The 15847-nt window shown below is 38.2% G+C and carries 12 protein-coding genes; 11 read left to right on the top strand and 1 reads right to left on the bottom strand.

The genetic code is table 11. The features are described 5' to 3' along the window. The first annotated feature begins 177 nt into the window (after positions 1-177). The 8 genes from MS6x_RS12920 to MS6x_RS12955 all read left to right on the top strand — a co-directional run bounded on the left by MS6x_RS12920 (position 178) and on the right by MS6x_RS12955 (position 11220). Positions 178-1449 (top strand): LVIVD repeat-containing protein, encoded by a 1272-nt coding sequence (locus MS6x_RS12920; protein WP_482602687.1) that lies wholly within the window; start codon positions 178-180, stop codon positions 1447-1449. Positions 1450-1569: 120 nt separating this feature from the next. Beyond that, positions 1570-4062: a type I DNA topoisomerase gene (gene topA, locus MS6x_RS12925; protein ID WP_482602689.1), complete on the top strand. Its 2493-nt coding sequence runs from the start codon at positions 1570-1572 to the stop codon at positions 4060-4062. Positions 4063-4118: 56 nt separating this feature from the next. Next, the gene (locus MS6x_RS12930) at positions 4119-5276 is read left to right on the top strand and encodes a formimidoylglutamase (RefSeq protein ID WP_482602691.1); all 1158 of its coding nucleotides are present in this window, start codon (positions 4119-4121) and stop codon (positions 5274-5276) included. A gap of 124 nt (positions 5277-5400) precedes the next feature. Further along, the gene (gene porK / locus MS6x_RS12935) at positions 5401-6768 is read left to right on the top strand and encodes a T9SS ring complex lipoprotein PorK/GldK (RefSeq protein ID WP_482602693.1); all 1368 of its coding nucleotides are present in this window, start codon (positions 5401-5403) and stop codon (positions 6766-6768) included. Positions 6769-6848: 80 nt separating this feature from the next. Next, positions 6849-7502, top strand: coding sequence for a type IX secretion system motor protein PorL/GldL (gene porL / locus MS6x_RS12940; RefSeq protein ID WP_482602695.1), 654 nt, complete (start codon positions 6849-6851; stop codon positions 7500-7502). Between the two features lie 52 nt (positions 7503-7554). Continuing rightward, positions 7555-9114: a type IX secretion system motor protein PorM/GldM gene (gene porM / locus MS6x_RS12945; RefSeq protein ID WP_482602697.1), complete on the top strand. Its 1560-nt coding sequence runs from the start codon at positions 7555-7557 to the stop codon at positions 9112-9114. A gap of 61 nt (positions 9115-9175) precedes the next feature. Further along, positions 9176-10063, top strand: coding sequence for a type IX secretion system ring subunit PorN/GldN (porN, locus tag MS6x_RS12950; RefSeq protein ID WP_482602699.1), 888 nt, complete (start codon positions 9176-9178; stop codon positions 10061-10063). 101 nt (positions 10064-10164) lie between these two features. After that, a complete protein-coding gene (locus MS6x_RS12955; RefSeq protein ID WP_482602701.1) occupies positions 10165-11220 on the top strand; it encodes an NAD(P)/FAD-dependent oxidoreductase in 1056 nt (351 codons plus the stop codon). On the opposite strand, the gene MS6x_RS12960 is transcribed toward MS6x_RS12955, so the two are convergent. Then, complete coding sequence (locus MS6x_RS12960; RefSeq protein WP_482602703.1) at positions 11217-11606, bottom strand: DUF983 domain-containing protein; 390 nt, start codon at positions 11604-11606, stop codon at positions 11217-11219. The genes MS6x_RS12955 and MS6x_RS12960 overlap by 4 nt on opposite strands. A gap of 173 nt (positions 11607-11779) precedes the next feature. Between MS6x_RS12960 and MS6x_RS12965 the strand changes: the two genes are divergently transcribed. From MS6x_RS12965 to MS6x_RS12975, 3 genes are all read left to right on the top strand, one after another. Continuing rightward, complete coding sequence (locus MS6x_RS12965) at positions 11780-13690, top strand: ABC-F family ATP-binding cassette domain-containing protein (protein ID WP_482602705.1); 1911 nt, start codon at positions 11780-11782, stop codon at positions 13688-13690. Positions 13691-13859: 169 nt separating this feature from the next. Beyond that, positions 13860-14735: a leucine-rich repeat domain-containing protein gene (locus MS6x_RS12970; protein WP_482602707.1), complete on the top strand. Its 876-nt coding sequence runs from the start codon at positions 13860-13862 to the stop codon at positions 14733-14735. 194 nt (positions 14736-14929) lie between these two features. Continuing rightward, positions 14930-15811 carry a leucine-rich repeat domain-containing protein gene (locus MS6x_RS12975; RefSeq protein WP_482602709.1) on the top strand — a complete coding sequence of 294 codons (882 nt, stop codon included), beginning with the start codon at positions 14930-14932 and terminating at the stop codon, positions 15809-15811. Positions 15812-15847 lie beyond the last annotated feature (36 nt).

Below are 15847 nucleotides of genomic sequence, written 5' to 3' on the forward strand. Positions count from 1 at the left end.
TGCGTACAACGGTTTATCCTATCTATGATTACGCAATCGCTCTTTTGTCAGTTCTTTGATTCTTTTAATTTCTGGCGATAGTAAAGGTGATCGGTTCAATACTTTTATTTTAATGATACGCGCAACCAAGTAGTTAGTTATGTATCTATAAGGTACAACCCAATTAATATTCTAAAAATGAAACGTCCTCTTTCTTTGCTTGTTTTTGTAATGCTATTTAGTTTTTCTTGTGACGACGACGGCCCTTTTGAGGAGTATTTAGTTGCGCGACCTGTTTTGATGGATGCTATAGCTTTTAAAACCGAGGCTATAGCTATTTCGGAACCAACGTCTATAGTGTCTTCTGGTAAAATTTATGCATATAAAAGCTATATTTTTATCAACGACGTTGACCGTGGGTTCCACGTCATAGACAATCAAAATCCTTCAGAACCTAAAAATATCTCCTTTATAAAACTGGAAGGTAACTATGATATTTCTATAAAGGATGATAAGCTATTTGCCGATAGCCATGGAGATTTGGTCATTTTTGATATTTCAGATATCAATAATATCGAACTTTCCACGCGTGTGGAAAACGCCATCTACAATAATGATATCTGGCTTGCTAATCTTGAGTTCCCTCAGGCCGATATTTATGATTATTCCAAAATTGATTATAGCAAGGATATTGTTGTTGGTTGGAAGGTAAAAAGAGAGTTAAGACCTGTTTCCGAATATGAGGCTCAGTTCCGTAACGTAGAATTTGGAGATATGCTTTTTAATACGAACAGCAGTGGCACGCCATCGCAGCCTTCCGTTGGTCAAGGAGGTTCTATGGCTCGGTTTAAGATTGTTGGGTCCTTCCTTTATGTAGTGGATTACAGCAACATCAATATTTTTGACATCTCTAATTTAGAAGCGCCCAAAGTATTGGAGGATGTGCAGGTGGCATGGGATATAGAGACCATATTCAACCAAGGAGAAGTACTGTTTATAGGGGGTAGACAGGGCATGTATATATATGATATAAAGAATCCTGCAAAACCCAAATTTATATCCGAATTTAGGCATGGTACCGCATGCGACCCTGTCGTCGTATCCGGAGAATACGCCTATGTGACCTTAAAAGGAGGGAATTTCTGTGGCAGTACAGAAAGTGGATTGTATGTGGTTGACGTCTCTAATTTGCAAAACCCTGAACTGAAGGTAATTTATCCGATGACGGGTCCAAATGGCCTAGGGATTAAGGATAATCTATTGTTTGTATGCGATGGTAGTGATGGTCTAAAGGTGTTTGACAAAAGTGAATCTCCCAATCTAGTGCAGATAAATCACTTTAAGGATATAGCCGCTTATGATGTTATTCCTTTGGAAAATTCATTATTAATGATTGGTGAAGGAACGTTACATCAATATGAATATGCAAACAACAATATCAGATTGTTAAGTACATTCGATTTGAACTAATAGTCCTTATAAAAGTGGAAAACACCTCTAGATTTAGGGGTGTTTTTTTATGGATAAGGAATGATGTCTGCCTGAAATTAAAAAATTCAACTACTTTTGTTGTTCACTAATACATGATGCATGGCTAAGAATTTAGTAATTGTTGAGTCACCTGCGAAAGCAAAGACCATTGAAAAGTTTCTCGGAAAGGATTTTAAGGTCGAGTCTAGCTTTGGTCATATTGCAGACTTACCTTCCAAGGAGCTGGGTGTAGATGTAGACAATGATTTTAGTCCCAAGTATATTGTAGATAAGGACAAGCAGGCCTTGGTGAAGAAATTAAAGGATTTGGCCAAAAAGGCAGATACGATATGGTTGGCAAGTGATGAAGATAGAGAGGGAGAGGCTATTTCTTGGCACTTGGCCGAAGAGTTAGATTTAGATCAAAAGAAGACAAAACGTATTGTTTTTAATTCGGTAACCAAAAGCGCCATTCAAAAAGCAATTGAAAACCCGAGGGAAATAAATTATAATTTGGTAAATGCCCAACAAGCAAGAAGAGTGTTGGATCGGTTGGTAGGGTATCAGTTATCTCCCGTATTGTGGAAAAAAATAAAACCGGGTTTATCTGCCGGGCGCGTGCAATCTGTTGCTGTGCGTTTGATTGTAGAGCGAGAACGAGACATAGAGGCTTTTACCCCAGAAGGAACATTTAAAATATCAGCTGAATTCCAGACTGAATCAGGGAGTGTCTTTACGGCCAAGGTTGGAAAAAGCTTTGCCACAAAAGAAGAAGCGAACGCTTTTTTAGAAAAAAATATTGGAGCAGCTTTTACCGTAGGCAAACTAGACAAGAAACCCGCTAAAAAATCACCCTCTGCACCGTTTACAACTTCTACCTTACAACAAGAAGCTTCGAGAAAATTATATTTTTCCGTGGGTAGGACGATGCAGGTAGCACAACGTTTATATGAAGCAGGGTTGATTACTTACATGAGAACGGATAGCGTTAATCTTTCTAGCGAAGCTGTAAATGCCGCAAAAGATGCCATAATCAAAAATTATGGTGAAACCTATAGTAAAATCAGAAGTTTTACCGGCAAGTCCAAGGGTGCTCAGGAAGCACACGAAGCTATTAGGCCAACCGAAATGGGCAATTCATCACCATCCTTGGAGCGAGATCAATCCAAATTGTATGACCTAATTTGGAAACGAACCATTGCTTCTCAGATGAGCGATGCCCAATTGGAACGCACCAATGTAAAAATACAAGCAGACAAACACGATGTAGAATTTACTGCCAACGGAGAAGTTATAAAGTTTGATGGTTTCCTTAAAGTATATATGGAAGGTGTGGACGATGAAGATCTTGCAGATGAGCAGGAAGGAATGTTGCCAGCGATGAAGTTGGGTGAGGCACTGCAAAATAATTACATTACAGCTACAGAGCGTTTTTCCAGGCCACCGTACCGATTTACAGAAGCGACTTTGGTGAAGAAATTGGAAGAATTAGGGATTGGAAGACCATCTACCTACGCACCAACGATTTCTACTATAGTAAATAGGGGGTACGTAGAAAAAGGAACCGTAGAAGGTTCCGAAAGAAAATATACCCAATTGATATTGGAATCTGCCAGTATTAAGGAAAAGGGACTATCTGAGATGGTGGGTTCGGAAAAAGGGAAGATGGTACCAACAGATATTGGTATGATCGTTACCGATTTTTTAGTTGCCAACTTCGCAAATATTTTGGATTATAATTTTACGGCCAAGGTAGAACAAGACTTTGATGAAATTGCTGCTGGTGACGAGGATTGGAAAAAAATGATGAAGAATTTCTACAAGGATTTTCATCCAAATGTTTTGGATGTAGAAGAAAATGCAGATCGCGCCAGTGGTGAACGTATTTTGGGAAAAGATCCAAAAAGCGGCAAGCAAGTATCTGTACGTTTGGGTAGATTTGGACCTATGGTGCAAGTGGGAACTGTTGATGATGAGGAAAAACCTACGTTCGCCAGTTTACTGCCAGATCAGTCGCTTACAACCATCACCTATGAGCAGGCTATGGATCTTTTTAAATTACCTCGTAAACTTGGGGTTTATGAAGGCGAAGAAGTTGAGGCGAATGTAGGCAGGTTTGGCCCTTATGTGAAATTTGGAAAAAAGTTCATTTCCATGGAAAAAGAAGACGATCCAATGGAAATCACCATGGACCGAGCTACGGAATTAATCATTGCCAAACAAAAGGCTGATGCTCCAATAGCCCAGTACGAAGATAAAGACGTACAAAAGGGCGTAGGTCGCTTTGGACCCTTTCTTAAGTGGGACGGTATGTTTATTAATGTGAACAAAAAATATGATTTCGACAACCTATCCAACGAAGATATCGTTGAGCTTATAGAGGCCAAAAAGCAAAAAGAAATAGAAAAAGTTGTCCAGAACTGGGAGGAAGAAGGTATTCGAATAGAGAAAGCAAGGTGGGGTCGGCATAACATCATAAAGGGTAAAATTAAGGTTGAGTTGGCCAAATCAGTAGACGCTTCTAAAATGACACTTAAAGAAGCGTCAGCACTCATAGAAAAAAAGACACCTAAGAAAAAAGCCAAAGCGAAGCCAAAAGCAAAAAAGAAGTAGGCTGAGAGCCAAAAGCCAAAAAATAGAACCTTGAACATTAAACTTTAAATCGTATCATGGCCTTTGATTTTTTAGTTCCGGTAGAGGATAAAGTATTAGCGCATTGCGAGTTGTTGCCGGCACAGGCCATAGGCAGAAATACGTTTATACACACCGTTAATGACGGGCTTCCTGTCCTCGCGAATGCAACCGTGGCTATTTTAGGCGTAAAAGAATCTCGCAATGCTTTTGAGAAAAAAATTGAAAAATTAGATGTTTCTGCTATTCGATTAGAATTCTACAAGCTTTTATTAGGTAATTGGAACGCTACCCTAGTTGATTTGGGTGATATAGAGGAAGGGGAATCTGTAGAGGACACCTATTTTGTGGTAAAGGAAATCGTTGCGGGATTGTTAGAAGAAAATATTATTCCTATCATACTCGGAGCAACCCAAGACATTACCTATCCTGCCTATAGAGCTTTTGATGGGATCAAGGATATGATAAACCTTGTTGCAATTGATAGTAGGTTCGATTTTGGAATAGATGACGAGCTTATTTCTTCACACTCCTACATGAGTAAGATTATTACCGACAAACCCAATAATCTATTTAATTTTTCCAATATTGGCTATCAGAGTTATTTCAATGCTCAGGAAGAAGTAGATTTAATGGAACGGTTATTTTTTGATGCCTATAGGCTTGGAGAGATTGCCAATGACCTTTCCTTGGCCGAACCTGCATTACGAAATGCACACATGGTAAGTTTGGATGCACGGGCCATTAAAGCAAGTGAAATTTCATCTTCTGCAAATTTTTCTCCTAACGGATTTACAGGTCGAGAGATTTGTGCCATTGCAAGATATGCAGGAATCAGCGATAAAGTTGCTGTTTTTGGTATCTATGAGATGGAGAACAATGTGCAATCCCAGCAACTCGTAGCACAAATTATATGGTACTTCATAGAAGGTATCAATTACAGAATTATAGAATCACCATATTCAAAGACAGACGATTTTACGAAGTATACCGTTCCTTCGGATGCTGAGGATCTCATTTTCTACAAAAGTCTTTTGACCCAACGATGGTGGGTAGAGGTGCCATCAATTTTCACTTCACATACTAAAGCAAACACACCTGCGTTATTACCATGCACAGAGAAGGATTATTTAGATGCTTGCAATCAAGATATTCCTGAAAGGTGGTTTAAAGCGTATAAGAAAGGCTTTAATTAATTGAAAATAATTTTAAGGGATAAAAGGCATTTATACAATAATTTATTCAAAACGTAGTTTTAGAAGTTAGAATAAATGAACGTAGTTCGCAGTTTGTAACCATAATCGAAATTTAACCTAAAGTATGAAGAAGCTATTGTTATCATCTATAGCGTTTGTTTTTTTGCTCACGAGTTGTGGGTCTAAAACAAAAGGGGAGCTAGTCGGAGTCCAAGGAAAGAAATGGTATCCGGAAAAGCCTTATGGTATGGAACTTATCCCAAGGGGTTCTTTTATCATGGGTAAGAGTGAAGAAGACCAAGCAAAGGTGTTGAACGCTCCTACCAAAACCGTTACGGTTCGTTCTTTTTATATGGACGATACCGAAATAACCAACAGCGAATATCGCCAGTTTGTAGAATGGGTAAAGGATTCCATTGCAAGAACTAAATTGGCCATCCTCGCAGATGATCTAGGCCTTGGCCCGGATGATGGTGGAATCGGTGAATATGCATTTAAAGATGCGGATACTACAAAGTCTTCTGCCTACGACAAGTATATGCTGGATAATTATTCCGGTATGGGAGAAACGGGATACGAAGGAAGAGCCTTGAACAAAGATGTAGATTTAGTGTGGGACGTAAATGATTATCCAGACGAATATTACACCGAAATCATGGTAGATTCATTGTACTTATCCGAAGAGGAGTCTTACAATGGACAAAAAAGTATTGACGTTACCAAACTTAAATATAAGTATAGCTGGATGGATATCGAAGCTGCTGCACGTGCCGCTAAAAGAGGTAATGGAAGTAGAAAAGATTTTATCCGTACAGAGGAATTGGAAATATATCCTGATACCACAGTTTGGATTCGAGATTTTGAATATTCTTACAATGAGCCTATGCATAATGATTATTTCTGGCATGATGCGTACAGTGAATATCCTGTAGTCGGTATTTCCTGGGAACAGGCTAAAGCTTTTTGTAACTGGAGAACCAAGTATAAAAATGATGATCAGAAAAGTCGTGGCAGGCAATTTGTGAATAGGTTTAGATTACCTACGGAAGCTGAGTGGGAATATGCCGCTAGGGGCGGTATCGAAAGTGGTACGTATCCTTGGGGTGGACCATATGTTATTAGTGATACCGGTTGTTTTATGGCAAACTTTAAACCGCAACGTGGAGATTATGCAGCAGATGCAGCTTTGTATACTGTAGAAGCAAAGTCTTACGAACCAAACGATTTCAACTTATATAATATGGCCGGTAATGTTTCTGAGTGGACTAACTCTAGCTACGATCCAAGTGCTTATGATTATGTGTCGACGATGAATCCTAATGGAGGAGATCAGTCCAATACTAGAAAAGTAATTAGAGGTGGTTCTTGGAAAGATGTGGCTTACTTCCTTCAGGTTAGTACCAGGGATTATGAGTATGCAGATTCTGTTCGTAGCTATATCGGTTTTAGAACCGTTCAAGATTACATGGGTGAAGAGGATTCAACACAATAAAAAGTAAGAGTATCAAAAATAAATTCAAATCAAATTTTTAACCAAATCTTTATTATTTAAACCTTAAATTAAATTAAATCATGGCACAGTCAAAAGCAACAAAAAAATTATTCAACATGGCCTACGGGCTAGGAGCGTCAATCGTAATTATTGGTGCATTATTTAAAATCCTTCACTGGGAATTTGGTCCACTTACAGGTGGTTTATTACTAGCGGTAGGACTTATTACAGAGGCACTTATATTTGCAATTAGTGCATTTGAACCCATTGACGACGAGTACGATTGGTCTTTGGTCTATCCTGAATTGGGTGGAGGCGCATCAATGGGCGGTAAGCAAAACCCTGCGGCGGAAATTAAAGAAGCAGAAGGTTCTTTGTCTAAAAAATTAGACGATATGTTAAAAGAGGCTGGTGTAGATGCCAACCTTATGGAGAGCTTAGGTTCTAGCATCAAAAATTTTGAAGGTGCCGCTAAAGGTATTGCACCAACAGTTGATGCGATGGAGTCTACGAAGAAGTATTCTGATGAAATGGTACAAGCTGCCGCTCAGATGGAATCATTGAACAGTCTGTACAAAGTACAATTGGAGAGTGCTAGTAAACAAGCTAGTGTGAACGAACAAGTAGTGCAGAATGCAAGTGCATTAAAAGATCAGATGGCTTCATTGTCCAGTAACCTGTCTTCATTGAACGGAGTGTACGGTGGTATGTTATCTGCAATGAGCAAAAACTAAATTGGATTTTAACCCCAAATTCAAGTATTAATTAAAATCTAATTTCAGAAACATGGCAGGAGGAAAACAATCACCAAGGCAAAAAATGGTAAACCTAATGTATTTGGTTTTCATTTGTATGCTAGCATTAAATATGAGTAAAGAGGTACTCGCGGCATTCGGATTAATGAATGTAAAAATGGAGACTTCAAACTCTAAAACAACAGAAAGTAATAACCAGTTTTTAGCAAGTTTGGAAACAAAGGCGTCTGAAGATAAGGTTAAATACGGCGAAGTATATCAGAAAGCGAATCAAATTAAAGCGATTTCGCAAGAGTACTTTGATTATTTGGAAACGCTTAAGAAGGGTATGTTAGAAGGAGTTGAAGACCCTACGGACTACCAAGTAATGGATAAAGCGGATTATTTGAACCAACACTTTTTCCAAGGAGATAACTTGACAGAAGGTGGGCAGGAATTCATGAAGCGTATCAACGATTACCGCAGCGAAATTACCAAATTGGTTCCAACAGGATTGAAATCTACAGTAGAAGCACGCTTTGAAGTAGGTGACGAAAACGGAAAGGTTGAGCAAAGGGATGGTGCCAAAGTAGATTGGATTGATTACCACTACAAGGATTTTCCATTAATCGCTTCCTTAACTAAGTTAACTGCATTACAGGCAGACATTAAGTCTACTGAAGAAGATGCGCTTAAGTCTATGTTAGAAGGAGAGCTTACGGATCAAGTTTCTTTGAAAAACTTTGCTACATCTTTATTCGCAAGCAAGTCAGCTTTTTATTCGGGTGAAAGCTATGATGGTAAGATTATTATCAGCAAAACTGATAATTCTTCTACTCCCGTAAGAGCAGAATTAACTTTGGACGGGAGAAAATTAGCTGAAGGTAAAGATTATAAGATTGAAGCTGGTGGTGTTAAGATGTTGATTGGTTCTGGTGCTGCTGGTGACCATGAGATAGCTGGTACCTTGTATTTTCAGCAAGATGGTGCCGAGATAGAAGTTCCTGTTAAGAATTCTTTTGCAACAATTTCTAAGCCGAACGCTGCATTGATTGCTGCGGATAAGATGAACGTAGTGTATCGTGGTGTATCTAACCCAATGTCTATATCTATCCCAGGAATACCTAATAACAAGGTGCGTGCGTCTGCTCCGGGTCTTAAGCCGGTAAGTGGTAGTAAGTATGTAATGAACCCTGGAACAGGAAGATCTGTAACGATTACTGCTTCTGGAACATTACCGGACGGTCAAGCCATATCCTCAAAGTCTGAATTTAGGATTAAAGATATTCCAAGACCAGAAGGAACGGTTAGTAGACAAGCAGGTAGCATTAAGCTTCCTAGAAAGAACTTGGAGATTGCAACTATTAGCGCAATATTGGATGATTTTGATTTTGATTTGAACCTAGCAGTAAGCGGGTTTAGTTTCAAAGTTCCTGGTCAGCCTACAATTAGCGTAAAAGGAAGCAAACTGGATTCAAGAGCTAAATCGGCACTTAAAAGAGCAAAAAGAGGAGATGTTGTACAGATATTCGATATCAATGCATATATCACCAATAACAAGAGTTATAGACTTAAAAAAGTATCTCCTGTAGTCGTGGAGATAGCAAACTAGTAAGAATACATAATACCGGGTAACGCTTTTCGTTACCCGGTTATTTTAAAGTAAATCAAACATGAATTGGAAAAATGTTTTTTTAATGGGAGCTTTGGTAGCATTACCGGCATCCATGATGGCACAAGCTAATATCTTAAACGCTAAAAAACCACAGGATGTAGGTGTGCGAACGCAGGCCCAGAAAGACGTGGACAATGATGCTCCTTTGAAATATGGCTATGTGGACGATAGGGATATTCTCTGGTCCAAAACCTTATGGGAAACCATAGATTTGGACGAAAGAGTAAACTTTCCCATGTACTATCCAACAGATACTATTGACATAGGCTCCGATAGAAGATCCTTATATCATGTATTAATGAAAGCGGTTAAAAGCGGTAAATTAGACGCATATGCGGATTCCTATTTTACAGAAAAGAGAAACTACGGAGATCTGTCAGCTGCATTGCAGAAAACGGATACCTTAGATTATGGATATGAGCAAATTAATGCAGGAGAAGAAGTTTCTCAGGAGTTCATTACCAGAAGGGAAATAACAGCTGCGGAAATTGAGGAATATCGTATCAAAGGTATGTGGTATTTTGATAAGCGACAGGGAGAATTAAAATACCGTCTTTTAGGTATTGCGCCTGTAGCCCCGGATGTAAACTTTATGGATGATGACAACCCTGATAAGGTAGAATTGTTCTGGATTTGGTATCCAGATGCACGGGAAGTATTACATGATGCCAAAGTTTTTAACCAACGTAATTCTGCTCAACCCATTTCTTTTGATATGTTGTTGAATGCAAGAAGGTTCAATGCCGTGATTTACAAAGAGGACAATGTGCATGGAGACCGTAAGGTTAGCGATTATATAGCAGATAATGCACTTTTCCAGTTGTTGGAAGCCAAGCGCATCAAAGAGGTTATTCGCGATAGAGAACAAGATATGTGGGCTTATTAAGCCAAATTAGTATTCCAATTCAATAGTATAAAAGCGCTCCGAGAATAATCGGAGTGCTTTTTTTGTACCATCCATTTTGTTTTAGTTCCTACCTTTACACTATGTTAGATTATATTGTGGTAGGTTTAGGTCTCGCAGGTACCGCTTTTTGTGAAACGCTCAGAAAGCATAATAAACGTTTTCTGGTTTTCAACGATAACTCACAGAAAGCTTCGTTGGTAGCTGGCGGACTTTCTAATCCGGTGATTCTAAAACGATTTACCATGGCTTGGAAGGCCAATACGCTAATGCCCATTGCCAACTCTTTTTATGATGAACTGGAACGTACCTTGGGGGTAAAGCTTATTTCCGATTTACCAGTTTACCGGAAATTCGCTTCTGTAGCCGAACAAAACATGTGGTTCGAGGCAGCGGACAAACCAGGTTTAAAGAACTACCTCTCACCTAAATTGGTGCGAAATAGCAATAAAGCCTTGATAGCTTCGTATGATTTTGGGGAGGTACTGCAGGCAAGCAGATTAGATACGAAATTAACGCTAAGAAGTTATACCTCTTTTTTAGAACAGAAAGGCCTGTTAGTTTCAGATTCTTTCGATTATGCGCTGCTAAAACAGAAAGAGGGTCACGTAGTTTATGGTTCACGAACAGCAAAGCATATTGTTTTTGCCGAAGGTTTTGGCTTGCTCCAAAATCCGTTTTTTAATTATTTGCCCATTCAAGGTTCTAAAGGAGAATATCTAATAGTTAAATGCGCTAAACTGAAGGAAATGAACGCCATAAAATCCTCTGTTTTTATGATTCCACTAGGTAATGATTTGTACAAGGTTGGGGCCAACTACGATCGAAACACTTCGAACAGCCTTCCAACGGAGAATACAAAAAAGGAGCTTATGAAAAAATTGGATGGGTTGTTGACTTGCGAGTATGAGGTTGTGGGTCATGAGGCGGGTATTCGACCAACGGTAAAGGATAGAAAACCCCTAGTAGGGCAACATCCAAAATGTGATAGCTTGTTTGTTCTCAATGGTTTTGGTTCTCATGGTATTATGATAGGGCCGTGGGCTGCTGAAAAGTTATTTGCGCGGATAGAAAAAGGAATAACACTACCACAAGAGGTAGATATTAGTAGATATTCAAAGGATTTCGGCGAGGCTTAAGTATTTTGTTTTGTAGTTTTGGAATCGTAAGAGACGAACATATTGATCCAAATATTTCTGGATAACCTCATAATTAAAGGCATAAAGACGACGAGGGTTCCGATAATGGCAATAAAGCTGTTTGTCAATGTGGTGCCAATAATTAGTTTTGTGATTACGAATGCCGCTATTGCAAATGCTATACCCAAGCCATAACTAACATACATGGCTCCATAAAAGAAGGAGGGTTCCATTTTATATTTTAACCCACAAGAGCTACAGCGTTCGTTCATTTTGTAGATTTTTCCTAAATGGTAGGGGTTTTTGTCCAAATACATGCTTTCTTCATTGCACCTAGGGCAAGTTCCTGTTAAAATACTGTAGAGTTTGTTTCCTTTTTTTAACATTTGCAAAACTTTATACAAAGGTACAGTTTTAGGTCATAATTTAAAGTTGTGGATATCGTAAATATCGATTTACGAATTGTTGGAATTAATAGATCTTGAGATAGCATAAGTCTGGTATTGTACTTATGTTAAAGGCATTGATGTCTTACGAAATTGATTAAAAATAAAAGTAAATGCTTAACATACATAATCTTTCCGTCTCGTTTGGTGGTGAATATTTATTTGAGGAGATATCATTTCGGCTAAATGCAGGAAATAGGGTGGGGCTTGTAGGCAAGAACGGCGCTGGTAAGTCTACTTTGTTAAAATTACTTTCTAAGGATATGCCCTTGGATACGGGAACGATAGCAGTTGAAAAGGATATCAAAATAGGATTCTTGCGACAGGATATAGATTTTGTGCAAGGAAGAAGCGTGTTGGAAGAGGCATACCAAGCATTTGAGGAAATAAAGAAACTGGAAGCCAAAATTGATGAGATAAACCACGAATTGGCAGAACGCACCGATTATGAAAGCGAGGGTTACAATCAGCTAATTATAGATTTGAGTGATGTTAGTCATCACTACGAAATATTGGGTGGCTATAATTACCAAGGTGAGACCGAGAAGATTCTTCAAGGACTAGGATTTGATAGAGACGACTTTGACAAGAAGACCGAAACTTTTTCTGGTGGTTGGCGCATGCGAATAGAGTTGGCAAAGTTGTTATTACAAAATAATGATGTGTTGCTTTTAGATGAGCCCACCAATCATTTAGATATCGAATCTATTATTTGGTTTGAGCAATTCCTGAACAATTATACGGGAGCGGTGGTAATCGTATCACACGATAAAATGTTTTTGGATAATGTAACAAATAGAACAATTGAAATATCGCTAGGCCGTATTTACGATTACAATAAGCCATATACACAGTATTTGGTACTGCGAAATGAAATTAAGCAACAACAGTTAAGTGCTCAAAAAAATCAAGAGAAGGAAATTCAACAAGCAGAGCGTTTAATAGAAAAGTTTAGGGCCAAATCTACCAAGGCTTCTATGGCCCAATCCCTTATAAAGAAATTGGATAAAATTGAACGCATAGAAGTTGACGAGGACGATAACAGCGTTATGAATCTTAGGTTCCCTATCTCGGTCACTCCTGGTAAAGTGGTGGTGGAAATAGAGAACCTTTCAAAAAGTTATGGTTCAAAAGATGTGCTTAATTCAATCAATTTATTGATAGAACGGAACAGTAAAACGGCATTTGTTGGCCAGAACGGCCAAGGGAAATCTACTTTGGCCAAGATAATTGTAGGAGAACTAGAACATGAAGGCCGGTTAAAATTGGGGCATAATGTTCAAATAGGATATTTTGCGCAGAATCAGGCAGAATATTTGGATGGCAATAAAACCGTATTGGATACCATGATAGATGCCGCAAATGAATCCAATAGGAGCAAGGTAAGGGATATTTTGGGGTCGTTCCTGTTTCGTGGTGAGGAGGTAGAAAAGTATGTGAAAGTACTCTCTGGTGGAGAGCGCAACCGTTTGGCCTTGGCTAAGATGTTGTTACAGCCTTTTAATGTATTGGTTATGGATGAGCCTACCAACCACTTGGACATCAAGTCCAAAAATGTATTAAAGCAAGCGTGCAAGAATTTTGAGGGTACCTTGATACTCGTGTCGCATGACCGTGACTTTTTACAGGGACTTACCAATAAAGTGTACGAATTTAAGAACAAAGTGATTAGGGAGTATTTGGGAGATGTTGATTTTTATTTGGAGCAGCGCAAAGCGGATGATTTTAGGGCCATAGAAAAAAAGCAAGAACAGCGTGAGGAAAAAAAGGTGGAGAAGAAGAACACGTCTTTTCAAGATCAGAAGAAAATCAAAAGCCTGAACAACCAATTAAGTACTGTAGAAAGTAAAATTTCTAGCTTGGAAAAGGAAATAAAGACCATAGACCATGATTTATTGATGGACTATGACGGAACTATTGCTAAACCAAATTTCTTTGATGGCTACCAAGCAAAAAAAAATAAACTAGAACAGCTCATGGAAAATTGGGAACGGCTTTCTACTGAAATAGAAAGTAAAACTTAATTTCTTTTACCACAGCTTAGGATGTTTTCACCACGTAAAACTAGTATTTCACAACAAACCCACCCCGTTGAACGATAAAGTTTGACGTTTAGGCGTTATAAGTATTAATTTGTAGGATAATTCCTAACTTTTTATCAAATCGTATTTGGTAATCACAAACTAATGACGCATGAAAAAACTATACTCCTTCTTATTTCTGATTTTATTGGTAGCTCATGTAGCTAAAGCTGATGTCTCTAAAAAGGAGAAAAAGGCTTTGATACAATTATACCAAAGCACCAATGGAAACCATTGGGTAAAAAAATGGGACTTAAAAACCGATGTTGCCAATTGGTACGGGGTGCGCGTAGAAAATAATAAAGTGGTTGGTTTACAACTGTTCCGTAATAATTTAATGGGAGTTTTGCCTGAACAAATCGGAGATCTTGAGCATTTAACAACCTTAAACCTGGCCTTTAATTCCATTACAGGGGAGCTGCCCAACACACTTACCCAACTTAAAAATTTGAAAATACTAAAGTTGGAAATGAACAGGATAAAAGGAGAGATTCCAGCGGATATAGGACAAATGGCAAGTTTAGAAGAAATTTCCGCGTTTAACAATTTTTTATCTGGAAGTATACCCGAGAGTATCGGTAAGATTGAAAATCTAAAAGTTTTAAACCTTTCCAGTAATACCCTAAAAGGGGTTATTCCAAGTTCGTTGGGTTCATTGGATAAGTTGGAAACTTTAGGATTATTTGAAAATACCCTAGAAGGAGCTATTCCAGTTGCCATGGGTAATTTAAAAAATTTGAAAGAACTTGTGCTGGCTAATAACGATTTAAACGGGGAAATACCTGCAGAATTTGGTCAGCTCGCTAGTTTAGAGGTGTTTCAAATTCAAAATAATAAGTTCACCTCATTTAAAAACTTGGAAATGTTAGATGAAAGGCAATTTCTTGTTTTCGATTATGATAGGGAAGATAGGGGCATTCAGTTTAAAGATATTAATTTTAGTAAATCTAGAATGGCAGATACTAAATTTGAAGATATAGAAAACTAGTGTAGTTTACATTTTTTAGTTAGTTTGGTTAGAAACGGAGGTGCAAAAAGCACCTCCGTTTTTTTGTCCAAAATGGTATATAAATATCATAAAACCGGTATTTATACGTTATAATTAGGCAATAGCGTAAGCGATAATATGATATTGCAATTGGGGCTATTTACATACTAATCTATTGTTAAAGAAATATTGTTATGAAAACAATTTTAAAGGTCACTATGATCGCCGTTGCACTTTGTGTTTCGTTCGCCCTAAACGCTAACATAACAAAAGAGGAAAAAAAGATTCTTAAAGAGTTCTATGATGCTACGAATGGGTCTAAATGGACGCACACATGGGATTTTAGCAAAAAAGCAGCTACTTGGCACGGTGTGGTGGTTGAGAATAATCATGTGGTAGAAATAAACCTTCATCACAACGGTCTAGAGGGAACTATTCCAAGCTCAATGGGCGACCTAGCTCACTTAAGAGTTCTTAATTTATCGTTTAATAATTTAACAGGTCCTATTCCAATATCGTTGGTGCAGTTGCATTATCTCGAAAAGCTGAAATTAGAAATGAATAGCTTATCAGGGGTTTTGCCAGATGGTTTTAAAAAAGCAAAGAATTTAAAGGAACTTACCCTTTTTAATAATGCATTAGGCGGTATGATCCCAAAGGATATTGGAGAAGCATCCCAACTGAGAATTTTGAATTTATCTAGCAACTATTTCAAAGGTGAATTACCTAAGAGCATTGAGGAATTATCCGAGCTGGAGAGTTTAGAATTGTTTGGAAATAGTTTGGGTGGGGCAATAGTTGCGGACCTAGGAAGGTTAAGAAATCTAAAGGAGCTGGTTTTGTCTTACAATAAATTCGAGGGTCAACTTCCGGAAAGTGTTGCAAATTTATCAAATTTAAAGCTAGTGCAACTTCAAGGAAATAATTTCGATTCTATTAGGGCATTACTAAATTTGAGTTCCAAAAGCTTAGTTAGCTTCGATAGCGACGATACCTTTTTAAATATTAAATTTAGCATCGAAACAGTATCCGGAACAAGAATGGCCAATACAAAGTTTGATGACGTAGAAGAGTAGTACTTTTAAAACTGTAGCACTAGTAATATCTGAAGA

The sequence above is a fragment of the Maribacter sp. MS6 genome (assembly GCF_056839185.1).

Bases quoted from the DNA above. Each gene is read 5' to 3' on its own strand.
- MS6x_RS12920 (WP_482602687.1), top strand. From the start codon at position 178: ATGAAACGTCCTCTTTCTTTGCTTGTTTTTGTAATGCTATTTAGTTTT.
- topA (WP_482602689.1), top strand. From the start codon at position 1,570: ATGGCTAAGAATTTAGTAATTGTTGAGTCACCTGCGAAAGCAAAGACC.
- MS6x_RS12930 (WP_482602691.1), top strand. From the start codon at position 4,119: ATGGCCTTTGATTTTTTAGTTCCGGTAGAGGATAAAGTATTAGCGCAT.
- porK (WP_482602693.1), top strand. From the start codon at position 5,401: ATGAAGAAGCTATTGTTATCATCTATAGCGTTTGTTTTTTTGCTCACG.
- porL (WP_482602695.1), top strand. From the start codon at position 6,849: ATGGCACAGTCAAAAGCAACAAAAAAATTATTCAACATGGCCTACGGG.
- porM (WP_482602697.1), top strand. From the start codon at position 7,555: ATGGCAGGAGGAAAACAATCACCAAGGCAAAAAATGGTAAACCTAATG.
- porN (WP_482602699.1), top strand. From the start codon at position 9,176: ATGAATTGGAAAAATGTTTTTTTAATGGGAGCTTTGGTAGCATTACCG.
- MS6x_RS12955 (WP_482602701.1), top strand. From the start codon at position 10,165: ATGTTAGATTATATTGTGGTAGGTTTAGGTCTCGCAGGTACCGCTTTT.
- MS6x_RS12960 (WP_482602703.1), bottom strand. From the start codon at position 11,606: ATGTTAAAAAAAGGAAACAAACTCTACAGTATTTTAACAGGAACTTGC.
- MS6x_RS12965 (WP_482602705.1), top strand. From the start codon at position 11,780: ATGCTTAACATACATAATCTTTCCGTCTCGTTTGGTGGTGAATATTTA.
- MS6x_RS12970 (WP_482602707.1), top strand. From the start codon at position 13,860: ATGAAAAAACTATACTCCTTCTTATTTCTGATTTTATTGGTAGCTCAT.
- MS6x_RS12975 (WP_482602709.1), top strand. From the start codon at position 14,930: ATGAAAACAATTTTAAAGGTCACTATGATCGCCGTTGCACTTTGTGTT.